Source organism: Polaromonas sp. C04, from assembly GCF_002002705.1.
GTDB lineage: Bacteria > Pseudomonadota > Gammaproteobacteria > Burkholderiales > Burkholderiaceae_C > Rhodoferax_A.
The window spans coordinates 55,915-73,894 of the sequence record NZ_MUNS01000032.1 but is presented as its reverse complement, the minus strand read 5'-3'; the positions used below and the strand labels follow the sequence as shown (position 1 = coordinate 73,894).

Here is a 17,980-nt window from a genome sequence, read left to right as displayed (position 1 = left end):
TGCCGGTTCCGGAGTAGGATGGAGCCTGTAATTTAGTTACCAACTCTGGATGAGCCGATGAAACTCAATGCCACGGTAGAAGCGGTCACCGCCCGCATTCGCGAACGCAGCCGGCCCGCCCGCGGCGCCTATCTGCAACGCCTGGGGGCGGCCAGCGCGCGCGCGCCCAGCGCCGACCGCATGGGCTGCGCCAACGTGGCGCACGCCTTCGCGGCGATGCCGGCGAATGACAAACTCAAGGTCGTAGCCGAGCGCGTGCCCAACATCGGCATCGTCACCGCCTACAACGACATGCTGTCGGCGCACGCGCCGTTGCAGTACTACCCGGACCTGATCAAGGCCGAGGTGCGCAAGTTCGGCGCTACGGCGCAGGTCGCGGGCGGCGTGCCGGCCATGTGCGACGGTGTGACGCAGGGCACGCCGGGCATGGAGCTCAGCCTGTTCTCGCGCGATGTGATTGCCATGGCCACCGCCGTGGCGCTGAGCCACGACATGTTTGCCGGCGCGTTGATGCTGGGCGTGTGCGACAAGATCGTGCCGGGGCTGCTGATCGGCGCGCTGCACTTTGGCCACCTGCCCACCGTGTTCGTGCCGGCCGGGCCCATGACCTCGGGCCTGTCCAATAGCGAGAAAGGCAAGGTGCGCGAACGCGCGGCGCAGGGCCGGGTGGGGCGTGCCGAGCTGCTGCAGGCCGAATCGAATGCCTACCACGCGGCGGGCACCTGCACGTTCTACGGCACCGCCAACAGCAACCAGATGCTGCTCGAAGCCATGGGCCTGCACGTGCCCGGCACCGCGTTCATCAACCCTGGCGACGACCTGCGCGCCGAGCTCACGCGCGAAGCGGCCCGCACCGTGCTGGGCGTGATCAAGTCCAGGCGATACGCCCCGATCGGCCAGATCGTCGATGAGCGCTGCATCGTCAATGCCATGGTGGCCTTGCTGGCGACCGGTGGCTCCACCAACCACCTGATCCACTGGGTTGCCGTGGCGCGCGCCGCGGGCATCCAGATCAATTGGGACGACTTCGCCGCGCTCTCCGGCGCGGTGCCGACGCTGACCCACGTGTACCCCAACGGGACGGCCGACGTGAACCAGTTCCAGGCGGCGGGCGGCCCCGGCTTTGTGATCCGGGAGCTGCTCGATGCCGGCCTCATGCATGAAGACGTGCTGACCGTGCGCCCCGGCGGCTTGCGCGAGTACACGCGGGTGCCCGAGTGGCATCCCGCGTCGGCAAGAAAAGCAACCGACGTGGTGCCGATGACGCTGGCGGAGGAGGTCAACGACCTGCTCCCGGTACCGCCGCAGGAGGAGGGCCCCGACGGCCTGCTCTGGCACGACGCTGGCGCGTCCAAAGATACCAGCATCGTGCGCCCCGCCGCGCAGCCCTTCAGCCCGCATGGCGGCCTCCAGCTGCTGCAGGGCAATCTGGGCCGCAGCGTGATCAAGGTGTCGGCCATTCCCGACGACCGCCATGTCATCGAAGCACCCGCGCGGGTGTTCGACTCGCAGGAGGCGCTGCACGCGGCCTTCAAGGCCGGGGAGCTGGACCGTGATGTGATCTGCGTGGTGCGCTGGCAGGGGCCTCAGGCCAACGGCATGCCCGAGCTGCACAAGCTCACGCCGCCGCTGGCGGTGCTGCAGGGCAAGGGCTTTCGGGTGGCGCTGGTGACCGACGGCCGCATGAGCGGCGCCTCGGGCAAGGTGCCGGCCGCCATCCACGTGTCGCCCGAAGCGGCGGCGGGCGGGCCGCTGGCCAAGGTGCGCGACGGCGACCTGATCCGGCTCGACGCCGAGGCCGGCACGCTGCAGGTGGAGGTCCCCGCCGCTGTCTGGACTGCCCGTGAAATCGTCACCATGCCCGAGGCGCTGCGCATGGCGAACACGCTGGATATGGGCCGCGAACTGTTCACCGCCATGCGGCGCCACGCACTCACCGCTGAAGAAGGAGCCTGCACATGGCTGTAACACAGACGTTGACCGCCCTGCAGGTGATGCAGGACGCGCCGGTGATTCCGGTGATCGTGCTGACCGATCCCAAGCACGCCGTGCCGATGGCGCGCGCGCTGGTGGCCGGCGGCATCCGCATGCTGGAGATCACGCTGCGCACGCCGCAGGCGCTGGCCTGTATGGAACTGATCGCGCGCGAGGTGCCCGAGGCCGTGGTCGGCGCCGGCACCGTGCGCAGCGCTTCCGACGCCCAGGCCGCGGCGATGGCCGGCGCGCGGTTTGCCGTCAGTCCCGGCTACACCCATGCGCTCGGCCACGCCTGCCGCGAACTTGGCCTGCCGCTGCTGCCGGGCGTGGCCACCGGCAGCGAGATCATGATGGCGCAGGAAGACGGCTTCACCGAGCTGAAGTTCTTTCCCGCCATGCAGGCCGGCGGTGCCGCCATGCTCAAGGCCTGGGGCGGCCCGTTCGGCGACGTGCGGTTCTGCCCGACCGGCGGCGTCACGCTGCACAACGCGCCCGACTTGCTGGCCTTGCCCAATGTGGCGTGTGTGGGCGGTTCGTGGCTGGTGCCCTTTGACGCGCTGGCGCAGGGCGACTGGGCGCGCATCGAGACGCTGGCGCGCGAAGCGGCTGGACTTAGGCGTTAAAAAGGCCTGTAGCCCTTATGCAGTCTTCGTATGCCGCTATTAAAAGCGCAGCTACGCGGGGAAGACTTCAGCGCAAGCCGGCGCCGCCCGCGCCCTCGGCGCGCTGGATCAGCTCGATCTTGTAGCCGTCCGGGTCGGTGACGAACGCGATCACGGTGCTGCCGCCCTTGACGGGGCCGGCCTCGCGCGTGACATTGCCGCCGGACGCCTTGATCTTTTCGCAGGCCGCGTAGGCATCGGGCACGCCGAGCGCGATGTGGCCGTAGGCGTTGCCCATGTCGTAATGGTCCACGCCATGGTTGTAGGTCAGCTCGATCTCGGCGTGCTCGGGGTTGTTGCCGTAGCCCACGAACGCGAGCGAGTATTTGTACTCGGGGTTCTCGGACGTGCGCAGCAGTTTCATGCCGAGCACCTGAGTGTAGAAATCGATCGAGCGTTGCAGGTTGCCGACGCGCAGCATGGTGTGAAGAAGTCTCATGAGCGGATTATCGCGCGGGCAGGGGAAGTCCGTCGACCCATTGCGGACAGGGTGTGACGAGCGCCGAAGCAAACCAAGGCGACTGCGCTAGGGCTCCTGGACGCCTGACGCGCTGCGGATCGAGGCAAACCGATCGGCGAGTTCCTGCCTGAGCTTCTTGCGCAGGAGGGCCTCGTGAAATCGCCGCGTTTCGTCGCCGGTGGCAGGCCGCAGGGTCGGCACAGCCACTGGATATCGATCGTCATCGACCGCCACCATCGTGAAGAAGCAGCTGTTGACATGCCGCTTCTCCTGGGTGCGGATATTCTCCGACACGACCTTGATTCCTACCTCCATCGATGATGTGCCGGTGTGATTGACAGCGGCGAGGAAGGTCACCAGTTCACCCACATGGATTGGCTGTCGGAACATGACCTGGTCGACGCTGACAGTCACGACATAATGCGCGGCATACCTGCTTGCGCAAGCGTAGGCGGCCTGGTCAAGGAGTTTGAGAATCGTGCCGCCGTGGACGTTTCCCGCAAAATTCGCCATGTCCGGGGTCATCAGCACCGTCATTGTGAGCTGGTGCGCAGGCATCTGGGTCATACATTTCTCCTTCAAACCTTATCGACGGTCGCGGCGGTGCCCTGGCCGGCAGCTGCGGGCGAGCCGGGTCATGGGAGGCTCTCGCTGGTGTCCAGGATCCAGAGGCGGGCGAGCAGCGCGCGGGCTTTGTCGATACCGATCACCGGCGAGGCAAGCTCGATCAGCTTGTCCTCCAGCTCGAGGTCGGACAGTGGCTGCTCAGGGTCGCCCTTGCGGTTGGGTTGCAGGTGGGTGAGCCGCCTGCCGTCGCGGGTTTCAATGTCGACGCGGGCAGCGCGCTGTCCGGGGAAAGCCGCGTCGATTTCGGGATCCACCGAGACGCTGATGCGCTCCATCAAGGCCCGCGTGACCGGGTCGTCCAGGCGGGCCGGTTCGTAGGCAGCCAGGCGCACACTGCCGTGGACCAGCGCCGAGGCCACCACGTAGGTCAGGCTGAACCGGGCTTCGTTGGCCGTGGTCGGCCGCTCGTAGCAAGCGATGTCCAACGCCGGCTTGTAGGTGGCGATGTGCACGCGTTCGATTTCGCTGGCTTGCAGACCATAGAGGCGCTGCAGTTCGAGCGCGCCGTCGATCGCCGCGAAGGTGTGGCCGCAGCCGATATGATTTTTGAAAGTCAGCCGAGTGATGTGGAAGTCGCTGCCCAGGGTCGCGCCGACCTGGCTCCAATCCGGTCCGGTACTCATCGCCTGGCCCAGACCGGCTTCTCCGTCGAGTACGTCGAGCGAGCCCGTGAGGCCGCGTCGGGCGAGTTGTGCCGCCAGCAGGCCCGCCTCCGCGGCACGCCCGGCATGCAGCGGCTTGGACATCGAGTCCATCCGAAAGGCTTGCTGCAACCCGGCGGCGAACGTCGCGGCGGTGGCCAGCGCATGGGCAAACGCGGATTCGTCCAATTCAAGCAGTCCGGCGGCCGCAGCGGCGGCGCCGAAGGTGCCCACCGTGCCCGTGCTGTGCCAGAACTTGTAGTGCGGCCGGCCCAGCACTATGCCAATGCGGGTGGACACCTCGTAGCCCAGCACGACTCCGCGCAGGAACTGCAAGCCTGTAGCGTTCCGTTCATGGCCAGCCGCGAGCGCGGCGGCAATGGTCGCAGCGCCCGGGTGGTACATCGCATCGCGATAGCTGTCGTCAATTTCGGCCGCATGCGCGGCGGTGCCGTTCAGCAGCGCCGCGGCGCGCGCGGTCGCAGGGCGACCCGATGCAAGACGGGCGTTGCCGCGGTCGAGATCCTCGGCCAAGGTTTCCTCCAGCAATTTGACGGGTGCGGTGGCCAGACCCGGAAACAACGAGGCGTACCAGTCGATCACCGCGCGTTTTGCGTGATGCAGCACCTCACCGGGCAGCGGCCGCTGGCGAAATTCGGCCGCGTATCGAGAGAAGATTTGGGTGGTGTGCATCTCGGATCCTTCGAACTTGTTTCGTCCAGCCATGCGAGCCGCAAATCGTTGTTCAGCGGCCGAGAACGACAACGCCGTCGGCGGCGCGAACCCCCTGGCCGGCCGGCAGCACGAACACCGGGTTGATCTCGGCTTCGACGAGACGATCCCCCAGTTGTGCTGCCATCTGCGAGAAGGCCACGATCGCGGTTACCAGCGCGTCCACGTCCGCCTTGGGGCGGCCACGGAAGCCGTCGAGCAGTGGCCAGGTTCTCAGTTCTTTGGCCATGTCCAGCGCATCGCCTCGGCTCAATCCGCCTTGCGGGGGCAGCAGGCGCATCGTTGTGTCCTTGAACAACTCGGCCGTGACGCCGCCCATGCCCAACAGGATGGCCGTGCCCAGCGGATCGCGGTGCATGCCCAGGATGAGTTCCGTGCCGCCAGCCACCATTTCCTGGATCAGGAAGCGCTGTGGCCGCACACCGGCCCTGGTTTCGACTTCCGCGGCCATCGCGGTCAGGCGCGCTCCCACCTGCTCGGGCCGCAAGTTGACAGCCACGCCGCCGACATCGCTCTTGTGCGTGATCCCGCCCGACAGGATCTTCAATACAACCCTGCCGCCGAGATCCCGGGCAGCCCGCTCGGCCTCGGCCGGCGTTTTGACGATGACCTCGCGTGCGCAGGGCACGCCGAAGCGCGCGAAGAGCTGCTTGGCCTGGGCCTCGTCCAGAGAGCCCGCGGGGAAATCGTCTACCGCAACCTGTGCGGCCGGCACTGTCGGCTCGGCGGGCGCCTTCCACCGGCTCGCCTGCAGCATGCCGGCCAGGGCCACGGTGCAACTCTCGGCCACGGCGAAGGCGGGCACACCCCGTTGCGTCAACAAGGCGCCGATCTCCGGCGCGTGCGGGCTGACATAGGCGATCACCGGTTTGTCCGACAGAGGCAGGCAGTCTTGAATTGCGCCGGCCATCAGCTCAGGCATGGCCAGGCTCGACGAGCCGACGATGATGGTCAGGGCGTCGTAGCTCGGGCTGGCCAACAAGGTCTTGATCGCGCCGCGCAGCAGGTCGGGCTGCAGACCCGCCAGCGTGACGTCGATCGGGTTGCGGTCGAGCGCAGCGTGGTCGCCGGTCTGCAGCGCGCGCAGCGCGGCCGCCGTCTCCGGATCGGGCGCGGGCGTGTCGAAGCCGCAGACGCCGAGGCTGTCGGACACCAGGGTGCCGGCGCCCCCCGTGGACGTGAGGATGGCGACGCGGTTGCCGCGCAGCACGCGGCCGGTCGACAACGCGATCGGGATATCGAGCAGGTCGCCGAAGGCCTGCGCCCGGATCACGCCGGTCTGCCGGAACAGCGCGTCGTACATGCGGTCGGCTCCGGCCAGTGCGCCGGTGTGCGACACGGCGGCCTTGGCACCGGCTTCCGAGCGGCCAATCTTGAACGCGACGACCGGCTTGCCGGCACGAGCGGCCTTCAGCGCCGCGGCGCGGAACTTCTCCGGATTGCGCACGGTCTCGACATAGAGCGCGATCACCTTCGTGGCCTCGTCGTCGGCCAGTTGGTCGATGAAGTCGGCCAGTTCAAGGTCGACCTCGTTGCTGGTCGAGATCAGCTTGGACAGGCCGATGCCGCGCGCTGCGGCGCGCGACAGCAGCGAACCGAGGATGCCGCCACTTTGCGAGACGACACCGATCGAGCCGATCGGAAAATGGTCCATCTCCAGTGCGCCGGTTGCCGACAGCACGATGTTGTCGGTGAGATTGACCAGGCCGATGGTGTTCGGGCCGAGAAGGCGCATCGCGCCGGCGGCCTCGAGCAACTGCTTCTGGCGTCGTGCGCCTTCCTCTCCGGTCTCGGTGTAGCCACTGGCCAGCACGATGGCTGCTGCGGTGCCGCGCGCCGCCAGGTCGCGCACGGCGAGGTGGGCACGCTCGGCGCCGAGCAGCACGATGCCGACATCGGGCACTGCCGGCAGCGACGCGATGTCCGGGTAGCAGGGCAACTCACCGATACGGTTGACCTTCGGGTTCACAGGATAGATGTCGCCGGCAAAGCCATGCTTGATCAGGTAAGACACCGGTCGACCAGCGGTCTTGGAAGCATCGGCCGAGGCGCCGATGATGGCAACGCTGCGGGGCTTCAGGAGTCTGGCGATCGCGTCCATGCCAGTCATTCCTTTGCCGTGGACTTCGCCAGAAAGGCCATGACCGATTCGCGGTGCTCGGTGCTCGTGTAGCAAATGCCCTGCGCCTGGCTGCCCTGGGCGAAGATTTGCTGCGCCGACAGCTCAAAGCTCTGGTTCAGAATGGTCTTGCTTAGCGCCAAGGCTGTGGCGGAGCCCCGGCTCAACTCAGTGGCCCACGCCTGGGCGTCGGTCACCAGCGTATCGGCGGAGGTCTTTCGGTCGACGATGCCCAGGGCCAACGCCTCATCGGCATCGAGCTTGCGGCCGGTGAAGATCAGTTCCTTGGCCTTGGGCAGGCCCACACGACGCGGCAGGAAGTACATGCCGCCGCCGTCCGGAATGATCCCGCGGTGGATGTAGGACCAGCTGAAGTTGGCCCATTCACTGGCAATGATGAAGTCACAGGCGAGTGCGGTGTCCGCGCCAAGGCCCGAAGCGGCACCATTCACGGCCGCAATGACGGGCTTGGGCATCGTGTGCAGCAACGACTGCGTGTAGTGCACGCGCTGCTGGCGGTGCCAGCCATTGAAACCGACTTCACCCGCAGGCGCCTTCATGCGGCGCTCCATACCGGAAATGTCACCGCCGGCACAGAAGCCCTTGCCGGCGCCGGTGAGTACCAGGGCGCGGATGGCCGTGTTGGCGGCGACGCGTTCCAGCGCGTGGATGAACTCGGTGCGCATGTCGTCGTTCATGGCGTTGCGCTTGTCCGGGCGGTTGAAAGTCAGAGTGGCAATGCCGGCCTCGGTCTGCAGCTCAATCAGGGAAGTGCTCATGGTGTTTGCTCGTGTGGATTCGGGTCAGTCGATCTTCAGTTTGTTTTCCTTCACGACCTTGCCCCATCGCACCTCTTCGGCACGGACAAAGGTGTCAAGCTCTGCGGGCGAGCCCGCGCTGACGGTCAGGCCTTCCAGCTCCATCTGTTTGCGAAACTCCGGGCGCTCCGTGCCCTTCTTTGCCGCTGCATTGAGCTTCTCGATGACCCCTGCCGGTGTGCCTGCGGCCGCGAACAGGCCGTACCAGCTCTCGACCGAATAACCCGGGACCGTCTCGGCCACGGTTGGCACGTCCTTCATTGCCGCGGAGCGCTGCGGGCTCGTCACGGCAAGAACGCGCAGCTTGCCGCTCGTGACGAAAGGCCTGGCCGCCGCCGCGGTGGCAAACATCATGTCCACCCGCCCGCCCAGAAGATCCGTCATCGCCGGGCCCGCGCCCTTGTACGGGATATGGGCCATCTTCACCTTCGCGAGGTTGTCGAACATCTCGCCGGCGAGATGGGCAGAGGTCCCGTTGCCTTGCGAGGCAAAAGTCAGCTCGCCCGGCTTCGCCCGGTCCGCAGCCAGCACGTCCTTCACCGACTTGTACGGACTGTCCGCGCGCACCACCAGCAGGTTCGGGCCGCGAGCCAACAGGATCACGGGCGCGAACGCCTTGTCCGTATCGAAGGGTAGCCTGGGCATCAGGCTCGGATTCACCGCGTGCGCAAAGGTGGCCACCACGAGCGTGTAACCATCGGGCTGGCTCTTTGCGACGTAGTCGTCGCCGATGATCGTGCCGGCCCCCGGCTTGTTGTCGATGATGACTGACTGGCCGAGTGCCTGCGACATGCCAACGCCGACCGAACGAGCGATCGAATCCGTGCCACCGCCCGGTGAGAACGGCACAATCAGATGGATGGGCCTGTCGGGAAACGCCGCGAGGGCTGTTGTCGCTGCCAATACAGTCGTGGCGATCAGGGCGCCCAGTCGGGCAATCGTGGAATGAAAGGCGGTGTGCATGGTTCTCTCCTGCTGTGATGCGAAGGGTGATCTTTTTGCGAAAGGACAGAGGAGCCGTCCCCTTGCCATCGCAGCCGCAAGTTTAGGGTGCATACTCATGAATAGCACTCATCAATTTCCAAGAGGTGGAAATCAATCGAAGGTGGTGGAGGAGAGTGATGGATACCGTCAGGCATCGCCAGACGCCAGGTAAAGGGCCGTCGCGCGGAGACAGAAACCGTTCGCTCGAACGCGGCATCGACATTCTTCGCGCCTTCAAGCCCGGTGCCGATCTGCTGGGCAACGGCGAGCTGGCGGAGCGCACCGGGCTCGCGCGCGCCACGGTCAGCCGCCTTGCGCAGACGCTGGTTGAAAGCGGCATGCTCGAGCATGATCGGCGCCAGCGCGCCTACCGACTGGCAGCGCCGGTGCTGAGTCTGGCCCACGCGATGCGCTCGGGTTCGCCGATCCTGCAGGTCGCCGGTCCTTTGATGCGAAGCGAAGCGGAGAAGCGCAAGATCAACGTCGGCTTGGCCGTAGCGGACCGGGGCGAAATGGTCTATCTCGAATCGGTGCGCTACAGCCGGCGGGTGTCTTGGCGTAACGTCGTTGCCGGCCAGCGCGTGCCGATGGAGTTGACCTCGCTCGGACGGGCCTGGTTGTCGACTGCCTCTGAAGAAGAGAGGCGCAGTTTGATGGACCAGTTTCGCGAGCGGCGGCGTTCGGGCTGGCGAGACCTGGCGCGGGAAATCACCTGCGCCATTGACAGCGTACGCCAGCAGGGCTACTGCTGGGCTTCGTGGCAGCCCCAGGTCGTGGCACTGGCCACGCCCGTGGTGGTTGTCGATCGCCCCGTGTACGTGTTGAACATGAGCATCACGGGCGACGTCGAGGCGGTGGAAGTCGTCGCGCGTCTGCGCGAACCCTTGATTGCCCTGGCGGATCGGCTTCGGACATCAATTGATAGCCTCTGAACGGCACTGTCATCAGCTCGCCGCAATAGGAGAGCCCAGCGCCCAAGGATTCCTGAGTGACTTGCTGAGCCACAGCTCGCCTGCACAGCCGCGTTGCGTGCTCGATCGCCGATTCAGCAAAGCCGCCGGACCTCCGCTTCGCGGTCGCTATCCATGGCGCCTGTGGTAGTGGCAGGAGACAAATACAGGCGATGCGCGGATGCCGCGATCGCCTCGCTCATGGCTCGGGGTTGCTCTGGCGCCATTGCATGTCCAGCGTCCCGGATTACCTCGACAGTGATCCGATCGCCGAGCATCGGCTTCATGACATCGGGAATGACCACGGCATCATGCTCCGCCTGGAGATCAAGAATCGGTACGCGGTCTCCCGCCGAGTATCGTGCGGGCGGGGGTAGTCTGCACTTGGCAGGTACCCGGCGGTCACTGGGGGAGGCTGCCCAATGGCAGTCCCTCGCCGGCGCTTTGACGTGACTTGATTCGGCCTTGATCTGGATCAAACTTTTTTGTAACACGGCCCGCTCAAGCACGCGAAACAAGATTACTGTAGCGACCGTATCGAAACGTACTCTAATAAATTCGAACTGGAGGGATGCCATGCATTGCGACCTGACAGGAAACGCCTTTGATCGAGGCAACGAACGATGCACGGGCTTGAGCAAGACGAAGGCAGGGTTTCTCCGGGCGCTTTCAAAGCTTCATTTGCTGGGGCCGATCCTGCTGTGTCTGGTGTTCAGCCAGTCCGCCCAGGCAGTTCCGTCCTTCGCCCGCCAAACCGGGCAGAGCTGCGTCGCCTGTCACGCGGGCGGGCAGTTTCCTGAACTCACGCCTTACGGGCGGCTCTTCAAGCTGACCGGTTACACCAATGGGGTTCGTGGCAACCCGCTGGCCGCCATGATCGTTGGCGACATGACCAAAACGGCGAACAACGATGATGGCGCCGGCGGCACCCTCTCCCCGAAAGACCAGAAATTCATCGCCGACTTTGCGAGCGTGTTTGTCGCGGGCAAGGTCACGGAGAATGTCGGTGGCTTTGCGCAGTTCACCTACAACGTTCACGACAGACAGGAGGCGCAGGGCAATTGGCTCGGCTTCGCGCATTCCGATAATTTTGACCTCCGGTATGCCGACCGCAGGGTAAACACCAGCACCGATCTCATTTGGGGCGTGACGGTGCACAACAACCCGACCGTACAGGACGTGTGGAACACATCCCCGGCGTGGGGCTACCCATACCTGGCCACCACGCTCGGGGCCTTTCCCGGCGCCCCGGTTTCGACCTTTCTCGAAAGCCAGCAGCAGCTTGCGGGTGTCGGCGCCTATGTGTACCTGAACAACTCCTTTTACGCCGAGTTGACCTCTTACCAGACCGCGAAAAGCTTCTGGCAGTTTCTCAGCCTGGGCAGCAGGACGGGCGATCCGGATCACCCGCTCACCTACCTGAGCGGCAGCAACCCCTATGTGCGCCTCGCCTATACGCATGAGTGGGATGCTCACAATGTCATGCTCGGCGCCTTTGCCATGAACGCCAAGGTCCTCCCGCTCGATGCCAACAACTTCCCCGTCTTCGGCCCGAGCACCCATTACAGGGATGTCGGCGTGGATGCGCAGTACCAGTATTTGCTGGATCCCCATACCTTCACGGCCCAAATGCGCTATATCCGGGAACGGATCAACGACGATACCCAGAACCTTTACGCCGGCCCTGCCACACTGAATTCATTCAAGTTGAAGGGCAGCTATGTTTACCGGGCCAGGTACGGCGCCAGCTTGGCTTATACCAATGTGAATGGCAGTGCCGACGCGCTTGCCTACCCCTCGGGCACGCCGAATTTCGGCAGTGAGAGCAATGTTCCCAACACCCAGATGTGGACACCCGAAATCTTCTGGATGCCGATCCAGAATATTCGTGTCGGCCTGCAATACAACTATTTCACGCGCTTCAACGGAGCCCGTACCAACTACGACGGCAATGGCCGCAATGCCAGCGACAACAACACGACCTTCCTTTACCTGTGGGCTGCCTTTTGAAATGTCTCCTGCAGGCTCGCTCCGACGAACTCCCCGAAGAGAAACAACATGATTGAATATTTCAGGAAATCAGGTTTCATTTTCTCCATGGCGGCCTTGGCGCTCTCGGGCTGCGCGGGAGTCGACAACCAATCGGGGGACGAATCGACCCTGACAGGGGTGGCAATGGTTCAAAAAGTGTGCTCGATGTGCCATGGGATGACGGGAGAATCGGTTTCCCCCCTGTTCCCGAAGCTCGCAGGGCAACAAAAGGAGTACCTCGTCTCGCAGCTCACGGACTTCAAGGGGCATGCCAGGAGCGACCCCAGCGGAGTCCAGCACATGTGGGGATTCACGCGTCTGACTTCCACGCAAATCAACGAGCTGGCCGATTATTTTTCAAGCCAGCAGCCCATGCATGCTGCCGCCGGCAAAACGGCGCCGAATGCACGCGGAGAGATGATCTTTCGCAGTGGCTTGCCCGAGCAGGGAGTGACGCAGTGCAGTGCATGCCACGGCGCGGGTGGCGAGGGCAATGGCCAGTTTCCACGCCTGGCGGGCCAGCATGCCAACTATGTGGTGCGTCAGCTCAAGGTATTCAAATTGACGGATGAGCGGCCTCGGGGTGCCGTCATGAAAGGCGTTACGCATGACCTGTCCGAGGCGGACATGGTGGCCGTGGCGAGCTACGTGGAATCGCTGGGGAACTCGCGATGACCAGCCTGGCGACCTGAAGGCAAAGATCGCGAAGCAGGTCTGCGACAAGGTCCTCGCGCAGGGCAAATCCAGGCTGTGAGCGGGCGGGGGCCAAACTATCCCTGCTATCCCTGCTTCGGCAGCTCGAACACCAGGCAGGTCGTGGTGGCATGGGCGTACAGCTTGCCGTCGGGTCCGACGATGCGGCCCTCGGCCGTGGCCAGCTGGCGCCCGCAATGGATCACGCTGCCGATGGCGCGCAGCGGCCCTGACTTGATGGAGGCGGCGCGCACGATGTTGACGCTGAGTTCGGCCGTGGTGTAGCCGCGTCCGGCCGGCATCATGGTGTGTACCGCGCAGCCCACGGCGGAATCGAGCAGCGTGGCGTACCAGCCGCCATGCACGCTGCCCAGCGGGTTGTAGTGCTTGAGCTGCGGCGTGCCCTGGAACACGGCCGTGCCGGGACCTACCTCTACCAGCGCAAAATCCAGCGTCTCGGCGATATGCGGGTAGGGGGCTTCGCCGGCCAGCATGGCCTGCATGATTTCCAGGCCGGTTTTGCCGGCGACCACGGACGGGCTGGCGAGGCCCGGCTTGCCGCCGCCGGCCAGCATGCGGCCACGCACCTCGTTCAACTGGTTGGTCCACCGGGCCAGCGTCCGTTCGGTGTCCGATTCCGTCGTGCCCATCTTTGTTGCAGTGTCCATGGCAGCCGTCCTCTTTGGTTGCATATACAATAATTGTAGATGCAAGTATAATACATGAACTCCGGATTCATCCCATGAACGCTGTACTCGATCCATCCCCGCAGGCGGCTCTCAAAACACTGGGCTGCACCAATCTGCGGCTGCGCCAGCTGATGCGGCACGTCGGCCAGCATTACGACCTTGAGATGGCCAAGGTGGGCCTCAGGACGACACAGTATTCGCTGTTGTCGCACGTCCTCAAGCTGGGTCCGGTCCGTCCCACCGAGCTTGCCAAAGCCATGCAGTTGGGCGCGTCCACGCTGACGCGCAACCTCAAACCGCTGGTCGATGCCGGCTGGGTCGAGCTGTCTGCCGGCAGCGATGCGCGCAGCCGCAGTGTCACCATCACCGCGCAGGGGCGTGCCAAGCGCGCCGAGGCCCAGCATCACTGGAGGGCGGCGCAGCAAAGCCTGAACCGGCTGCTGGGCACGCAGCGGGTGCTGGCGCTGCACGGCCTGATCGATGAGTCGATCGACCTGCTCTCTAGCGTCGATTCCGGCGATGCCCAGGCGTAGCCCATCGCTGCAGTGCATCCGTAGTTCCCAAAAAATCTTCACGAGGACGAGCATGTTCGCCCAACAAGTCTCTACATGGCTGCAACGCCGCGGCATTCACTACAGCTGGGTCATGGCGGCCGTCACCTTTCTCACCATGCTCACCATGTCGGCCGCGCTGGGCCTGCCGGGCGTGATCTTGCAGCCGCTGAGCCACGAATTCGGCTGGACCAACGAGCAGATCTCCTCCGCGCTGGCGCTGCGCTTTGCACTGTATGGCCTGATGGGGCCGTTTGCCGCCGTGCTGATGGAGCGCTGGGGGCTGCGCGCCGTGATGTGCACCGGACTGGCGCTGGTCGGCGCCGGCATGGCGCTGGCCACGCTGGCAACCCAGCTCTGGCAGCTGTTCATCTTGTGGGGTTTGATGCTGGGCCTGGGCACCGGCCTGACGGCGCTGGTGCTGGGAGCCGTGGTGGCGAATCGCTGGTTTACCGCCCGGCGCGGACTGGTGATTGGCCTGCTGACCGCGAGCTCGGCCACCGGACAGCTGGCCTTCCTGCCGCTGGCCGCCTGGATCATCGAGCACGCAGGCTGGCGCTATGCGGTGATTCCGATCTTTGCCGGCAGCGCGCTGGTGGCGCTGCTCGCGCTGTGCCTGGTGCGCAACCGGCCCTGCGATATCGGGCTGGCGCCGCTCGGGGAGGCGTTCGTACCGGACAGCACACCCGTCGCCGCGGCGGCCATGACGTTTCGCACGCCCTTTGTGGCGTTGCGCGAAGCCTCGGGCAACCGCACGTTCTGGATTCTGTTCGGTACTTTCTTTATCTGCGGCCTGAGCACCAACGGCCTGGTGCAGACGCACTTCGTTTCGCTGTGCGCCGACTACGGCCTGACGGCGGTGCCTGCGGCATCGGTGCTGGCGATGATGGGTGCCTTCGATTTTTTCGGCACCATCCTCTCGGGCTGGCTGTCGGACCGCTATGACAACCGCAAGCTGCTGTTCTGGTACTACGGGCTGCGCGGCCTCTCGCTGTTCTGGCTGCCGCATTCGACTTTCACGCTCTACGGCCTGTCGATCTTCGCCATGTTCTACGGCCTGGACTGGATTGCCACGGTGCCGCCCACCGTCAAGCTGGCCGGCGCGAGCTTTGGCAAGGAGCGTGTCGGTCTCGTCTTCGGGTGGATTTTTGCGGCGCATCAAATCGGCGCCGCCACCGCCGCCTATGGCGCGGGGCTGACGCGCACGCTGCTGCTGACCTACACCCCGGCGCTGTATGCCGCCGGCGGCGCCTGCCTGCTGGCGTCTCTTGCCGTGATGGCGATGCGCCGGCCCTCAGTGGCGCCCGTTGCGACAGTCAACCCCGTCAGCAGCGCCTCATGAACAAGGGGTCGTCGCCTGGTTGCGCGCCTTCGTCGATCCACCGCAGGTAGTCGGCGGACCCAGCCGTTATCGGAATCTGCACGATCTCGGGGACTTCATAGGGGTGGCGCGCGCGAATGAATTGCGCCAGCGCCGTAAAGCAGGCTTTGCGCGTCTTGATCATCAGGCGGCATTCCGGCTCGCTGCACAACTCGCCGTCCCACCGGTAGATGCTGTGGATGCCGTCGATCTGCACGCAGGCGCCGAGCCGCGCCTCGACGATCTGGCGCGCCAGCGCTTGCGCCTGTTCCTGGTTGGGGACGGTGGTGAGAACGATGCAGTAGGGCGTCTCACCTTCGAGTTCGGTGGGATTCGCAAGCGGCATGCGGGCCTCCGGGGCGCTACACCGGCACGGTGTAGTTCAGCGTCATGCGCCCGCCGTCCACGGTGACGATCTCGCCGGTGACGTAACTGGCCGCGTCGCTGGCGAGCCACGCGACCACGTCGGCCACTTCCGAGGGCTCGCCAAGACGTTTCATCGGCGTGCGGCTCATGATGCGGGCCTTGGCGTCTTCACTGGTCAGCACGGCTTTGGCCGCGAGTTCGGTGGCGATGGTGCCGGGCGCCACGGCGTTCACGCGAATCCCCTGGTCGGCCAGCGCCAGCGCCATCACGCGCGTGAGCTGGTTGATGCCGCCCTTGCTGACGTTGTAGCTGGCGATCGTGGGGATGGTCAGCACGCCGTTGACCGAGCTCATGTTGACGATGCTGCCCCGGCGCACCCTGGCCATCTCGCGGGCCACGGCCTGCCCGACCAGGAACGAGCCCTTGAGGTTGACGCGCAGCACGGCATCGAAATCCGCCTCGGTGACGTCCAGAAATTCCGCGGCCTTGAAGATGCCCGCGTTGTTGACCAGCACGTCGATGCGGCCATGCGCGGCCATGGCCTGCGCCACCAGCGCATCCACCTGGACCTTGTCGCCGACGTCGCAATGCACATACAGGGCGCCGAGTTCCTGCGCCAGTTTTTGGCCGCGTGTGTCGTCCACATCGGTGACCACGACCAGGGCGCCGTCGCGCGCGAAGCGGCGGGCGCACGCCTCGCCAATGCCCTGCGCACCGCCGGTGACGATGCACACCCGGCCTTGCAGCCCGAACGAAATTTGTGAAGAAATAGTGCTCATGCCCTGATGGTACCCTCGTAGGCAGCTATGAAGTTCATAGCATTCTCCCGAACCGAGAGGGCCGCCATGCCGGGCTGGTACAGCGCCGAGCCGATGCCGAAGCCGCTGGCCCCGGCGGCCCGGTAGGCGCCCATATTCTCCGGCGTGATGCCGCCGACCGGCAGCAGCATGGTGTCCGCGCCGAGCACGGCGCGCAGCGCTTTCACCACCGCGGGCGTGATCATCTCGCACGGAAACAGCTTGAGGCCGGTGGCGCCCGCGTCGAGCGCGGCAAAGGCTTCGGTGGCGGTCATCACGCCGGGCAGGCAGACCATGCCAAGGCGCACCGCCTCCTGGATCACCGCGGTATTGAAATTCGGGGCCACCACCAGCCGGCCGCCGGCCGCATGGACGTTGCGCACATCGTGCGGGCTGAGCACAGTACCCGCGCCGACCAGCGCGTCCGGAAAGGCGCTGGCCATGGCTTCGATGCTTTGCAGGGGCTGCGGGGAGTTGAGGGGTACCTCGATCAGCGTCCAGCCCACGCCCGTGAGTGCTTCGCCGATCGGCAGGGCTTCGTGCGGCGACACGCCGCGCAGGATGCCGACCAGGGGAAGGGCGCGCAGCGCGTGCGTGAATTTATCGTGGGCATTCATGGCATTCCTGTAAGAGAGGACGACAGGGCGCCGGCAATGGCCCACAGCCCGCGCCAGGCGGCGTCCGGGCCGACGCGCCGCACCGGCACGCGGCGCTGCGCCAGCGCCAGCCCGTAACGCTGCGTCAGCGTGTCGGTGCCGACGAGGACCACCTGCGCGCCGGCCTCCAGCGGCTGCGTGCGCAGTTCTTCGCCAATCACCAGCCCCGACAGGTAGCTGGGCAGGGCCGCTGCGGGCAGGCGTTCAAACAGCGACAGCGTGCGCGCACTGAACGCGGTTTGCAGCAGGCTGCCGCTACGCAAGGCGAGCGCCACGCCCTGGTTGAACGCGTCCACGTCGAGGTCGCCGTCATCGCCGGGCAGGGTGCGCGCGAGGATGGAATGCTGGCGCAGCAGCGCGTAGAACTCGCCCGTCATGAAGGTGGTGAAGTGCTCGATGCGGCCAGAGGCCACGCGCACCCATTTGCTGTGCGTGCCCGGCAGCACCAGCACGGCGTCTGGCAGGTCCAGCAGTTGCAGGGCACCGAGCACCTGGGTTTCTTCGCCGCGCATGACGTCGGGGATTCCGTCCCGTTCGCAGCACAGACCCGGCACGATGGCGATGCGTCCCGGCGTCACCCAGGCCAGCCGGCGTGCGATGTCGTCGAACCCCGCAGGGCAGGCGCAGTAGGGCGCCTCGATCCAGCCCTGGCGGCTGCCGGCCATTCCGGATATCAGGCAAAAAGTGCCTGCAGCCCTTGTCCATGGTGCGAAGCATGCTTCAAATACCGTAGCAAACTCACCCGGGGGCACGCTCAGGATGCCGCGCGCAAACGCTCGCTCCTGCAGCACCTTGCCGTGCCGGTCCAGCAGCGCGCCGCGCAGCGACGAGGTGCCCCAGTCGACGGCCAGCAACTGCTTCACGGCG

Annotated in this window: 19 protein-coding genes; 7 read left to right on the top strand and 12 right to left on the bottom strand. The window is 65.5% G+C overall.

Going from position 1 to position 17,980, the window contains the following annotated elements:
• Positions 1 to 57: 57 nt before the first annotated feature.
• Positions 58 to 1,968, top strand: coding sequence for a dihydroxy-acid dehydratase domain-containing protein (locus tag B0E49_RS12615; protein ID WP_077562550.1), 1,911 nt, complete (start codon positions 58 to 60; stop codon positions 1,966 to 1,968).
• Positions 1,959 to 2,600, top strand: a complete 642-nt coding sequence (eda, locus tag B0E49_RS12610; RefSeq protein ID WP_077562549.1) for a bifunctional 4-hydroxy-2-oxoglutarate aldolase/2-dehydro-3-deoxy-phosphogluconate aldolase — start codon at positions 1,959 to 1,961, stop codon at positions 2,598 to 2,600. Before B0E49_RS12615 ends, eda begins: the two co-directional genes overlap by 10 nt.
• 67 nt (positions 2,601 to 2,667) lie before the next feature.
• On the opposite strand, the gene gloA is transcribed toward eda, so the two are convergent.
• The 6 genes from gloA to B0E49_RS12580 all read right to left on the bottom strand — a co-directional run bounded on the left by gloA (position 2,668) and on the right by B0E49_RS12580 (position 8,999).
• Positions 2,668 to 3,078 carry a lactoylglutathione lyase gene (gloA, locus tag B0E49_RS12605; protein WP_077562548.1) on the bottom strand — a complete coding sequence of 137 codons (411 nt, stop codon included), beginning with the start codon at positions 3,076 to 3,078 and terminating at the stop codon, positions 2,668 to 2,670.
• 87 nt (positions 3,079 to 3,165) lie between these two features.
• A complete protein-coding gene (locus B0E49_RS12600; RefSeq protein ID WP_077562547.1) occupies positions 3,166 to 3,666 on the bottom strand; it encodes an acyl-CoA thioesterase in 501 nt (166 codons plus the stop codon).
• 68 nt (positions 3,667 to 3,734) lie between these two features.
• Positions 3,735 to 5,060, bottom strand: a complete 1,326-nt coding sequence (locus tag B0E49_RS12595) for an MmgE/PrpD family protein (RefSeq protein WP_077562565.1) — start codon at positions 5,058 to 5,060, stop codon at positions 3,735 to 3,737.
• 52 nt (positions 5,061 to 5,112) lie between these two features.
• Positions 5,113 to 7,200, bottom strand: a complete 2,088-nt coding sequence (locus B0E49_RS12590) for an acetate--CoA ligase family protein (RefSeq protein ID WP_174571099.1) — start codon at positions 7,198 to 7,200, stop codon at positions 5,113 to 5,115.
• Positions 7,201 to 7,205: 5 nt separating this feature from the next.
• Positions 7,206 to 7,997 carry an enoyl-CoA hydratase/isomerase family protein gene (locus B0E49_RS12585; RefSeq protein ID WP_077562545.1) on the bottom strand — a complete coding sequence of 264 codons (792 nt, stop codon included), beginning with the start codon at positions 7,995 to 7,997 and terminating at the stop codon, positions 7,206 to 7,208.
• A gap of 24 nt (positions 7,998 to 8,021) precedes the next feature.
• Complete coding sequence (locus tag B0E49_RS12580; protein WP_077562544.1) at positions 8,022 to 8,999, bottom strand: tripartite tricarboxylate transporter substrate binding protein; 978 nt, start codon at positions 8,997 to 8,999, stop codon at positions 8,022 to 8,024.
• 158 nt (positions 9,000 to 9,157) lie between these two features.
• On the opposite strand from B0E49_RS12580, the gene B0E49_RS12575 reads away from it, so the two are divergent.
• Positions 9,158 to 9,952, top strand: coding sequence for an IclR family transcriptional regulator (locus tag B0E49_RS12575; protein ID WP_077562543.1), 795 nt, complete (start codon positions 9,158 to 9,160; stop codon positions 9,950 to 9,952).
• A 113-nt stretch (positions 9,953 to 10,065) separates the two neighbouring features.
• Here the strand turns inward: B0E49_RS12575 and B0E49_RS12570 are convergent, their stop codons facing one another.
• Positions 10,066 to 10,275, bottom strand: coding sequence for a hypothetical protein (locus B0E49_RS12570; protein WP_286137982.1), 210 nt, complete (start codon positions 10,273 to 10,275; stop codon positions 10,066 to 10,068).
• Positions 10,276 to 10,546: 271 nt separating this feature from the next.
• On the opposite strand from B0E49_RS12570, the gene B0E49_RS12565 reads away from it, so the two are divergent.
• Both B0E49_RS12565 and B0E49_RS12560 read left to right on the top strand, forming a co-directional pair.
• Positions 10,547 to 11,980, top strand: a complete 1,434-nt coding sequence (locus B0E49_RS12565) for a cytochrome C (protein ID WP_286137980.1) — start codon at positions 10,547 to 10,549, stop codon at positions 11,978 to 11,980.
• Between the two features lie 48 nt (positions 11,981 to 12,028).
• A complete protein-coding gene (locus B0E49_RS12560) occupies positions 12,029 to 12,676 on the top strand; it encodes a c-type cytochrome (protein ID WP_077562541.1) in 648 nt (215 codons plus the stop codon).
• 104 nt (positions 12,677 to 12,780) lie between these two features.
• On the opposite strand, the gene B0E49_RS12555 is transcribed toward B0E49_RS12560, so the two are convergent.
• Entirely contained in the window at positions 12,781 to 13,362 is a 582-nt protein-coding gene (locus B0E49_RS12555; protein ID WP_174571098.1) for a PaaI family thioesterase, read from the bottom strand.
• Between the two features lie 74 nt (positions 13,363 to 13,436).
• On the opposite strand from B0E49_RS12555, the gene B0E49_RS12550 reads away from it, so the two are divergent.
• Together B0E49_RS12550 and B0E49_RS12545 are read left to right on the top strand one after the other, a co-directional pair.
• The gene (locus B0E49_RS12550) at positions 13,437 to 13,916 is read left to right on the top strand and encodes a MarR family winged helix-turn-helix transcriptional regulator (protein WP_077562539.1); all 480 of its coding nucleotides are present in this window, start codon (positions 13,437 to 13,439) and stop codon (positions 13,914 to 13,916) included.
• 52 nt (positions 13,917 to 13,968) lie between these two features.
• Positions 13,969 to 15,276, top strand: coding sequence for an MFS transporter (locus tag B0E49_RS12545; RefSeq protein WP_077562538.1), 1,308 nt, complete (start codon positions 13,969 to 13,971; stop codon positions 15,274 to 15,276).
• Here B0E49_RS12545 and cutA read toward each other — a convergent pair.
• The 4 genes from cutA to B0E49_RS12525 are packed head-to-tail and all read right to left on the bottom strand — an operon-like array spanning position 15,260 to position 17,976.
• Positions 15,260 to 15,640, bottom strand: a complete 381-nt coding sequence (gene cutA / locus B0E49_RS12540) for a divalent-cation tolerance protein CutA (RefSeq protein ID WP_077562537.1) — start codon at positions 15,638 to 15,640, stop codon at positions 15,260 to 15,262. The two genes, B0E49_RS12545 and cutA, sit on opposite strands and share 17 nt — an antisense overlap.
• A 16-nt stretch (positions 15,641 to 15,656) precedes the next feature.
• On the bottom strand, positions 15,657 to 16,439 hold the full coding sequence (locus tag B0E49_RS12535) for an SDR family NAD(P)-dependent oxidoreductase (RefSeq protein ID WP_077562536.1): 783 nt from the start codon (positions 16,437 to 16,439) through the stop codon (positions 15,657 to 15,659).
• The gene (locus B0E49_RS12530) at positions 16,436 to 17,074 is read right to left on the bottom strand and encodes a 2-dehydro-3-deoxy-6-phosphogalactonate aldolase (protein WP_077562535.1); all 639 of its coding nucleotides are present in this window, start codon (positions 17,072 to 17,074) and stop codon (positions 16,436 to 16,438) included. Before B0E49_RS12530 ends, B0E49_RS12535 begins: the two co-directional genes overlap by 4 nt.
• Positions 17,071 to 17,976: a 2-dehydro-3-deoxygalactonokinase gene (locus B0E49_RS12525; protein ID WP_077562534.1), complete on the bottom strand. Its 906-nt coding sequence runs from the start codon at positions 17,974 to 17,976 to the stop codon at positions 17,071 to 17,073. Before B0E49_RS12525 ends, B0E49_RS12530 begins: the two co-directional genes overlap by 4 nt.
• Positions 17,977 to 17,980: the final 4 nt, after the last annotated feature.

Excerpts from the sequence above, each read along its gene's own strand:
- B0E49_RS12615 (WP_077562550.1), top strand. The coding sequence starts at position 58 with ATGAAACTCAATGCCACGGTAGAAGCGGTCACCGCCCGCATTCGCGAA.
- eda (WP_077562549.1), top strand. The coding sequence starts at position 1,959 with ATGGCTGTAACACAGACGTTGACCGCCCTGCAGGTGATGCAGGACGCG.
- gloA (WP_077562548.1), bottom strand. The coding sequence starts at position 3,078 with ATGAGACTTCTTCACACCATGCTGCGCGTCGGCAACCTGCAACGCTCG.
- B0E49_RS12600 (WP_077562547.1), bottom strand. The coding sequence starts at position 3,666 with ATGACCCAGATGCCTGCGCACCAGCTCACAATGACGGTGCTGATGACC.
- B0E49_RS12595 (WP_077562565.1), bottom strand. The coding sequence starts at position 5,060 with ATGCACACCACCCAAATCTTCTCTCGATACGCGGCCGAATTTCGCCAG.
- B0E49_RS12590 (WP_174571099.1), bottom strand. The coding sequence starts at position 7,200 with ATGGACGCGATCGCCAGACTCCTGAAGCCCCGCAGCGTTGCCATCATC.
- B0E49_RS12585 (WP_077562545.1), bottom strand. The coding sequence starts at position 7,997 with ATGAGCACTTCCCTGATTGAGCTGCAGACCGAGGCCGGCATTGCCACT.
- B0E49_RS12580 (WP_077562544.1), bottom strand. The coding sequence starts at position 8,999 with ATGCACACCGCCTTTCATTCCACGATTGCCCGACTGGGCGCCCTGATC.
- B0E49_RS12575 (WP_077562543.1), top strand. The coding sequence starts at position 9,158 with ATGGATACCGTCAGGCATCGCCAGACGCCAGGTAAAGGGCCGTCGCGC.
- B0E49_RS12565 (WP_286137980.1), top strand. The coding sequence starts at position 10,547 with ATGCATTGCGACCTGACAGGAAACGCCTTTGATCGAGGCAACGAACGA.
- B0E49_RS12560 (WP_077562541.1), top strand. The coding sequence starts at position 12,029 with ATGATTGAATATTTCAGGAAATCAGGTTTCATTTTCTCCATGGCGGCC.
- B0E49_RS12555 (WP_174571098.1), bottom strand. The coding sequence starts at position 13,362 with ATGGACACTGCAACAAAGATGGGCACGACGGAATCGGACACCGAACGG.
- B0E49_RS12550 (WP_077562539.1), top strand. The coding sequence starts at position 13,437 with ATGAACGCTGTACTCGATCCATCCCCGCAGGCGGCTCTCAAAACACTG.
- B0E49_RS12545 (WP_077562538.1), top strand. The coding sequence starts at position 13,969 with ATGTTCGCCCAACAAGTCTCTACATGGCTGCAACGCCGCGGCATTCAC.
- cutA (WP_077562537.1), bottom strand. The coding sequence starts at position 15,640 with ATGCCGCTTGCGAATCCCACCGAACTCGAAGGTGAGACGCCCTACTGC.
- B0E49_RS12535 (WP_077562536.1), bottom strand. The coding sequence starts at position 16,439 with ATGAGCACTATTTCTTCACAAATTTCGTTCGGGCTGCAAGGCCGGGTG.
- B0E49_RS12530 (WP_077562535.1), bottom strand. The coding sequence starts at position 17,074 with ATGAATGCCCACGATAAATTCACGCACGCGCTGCGCGCCCTTCCCCTG.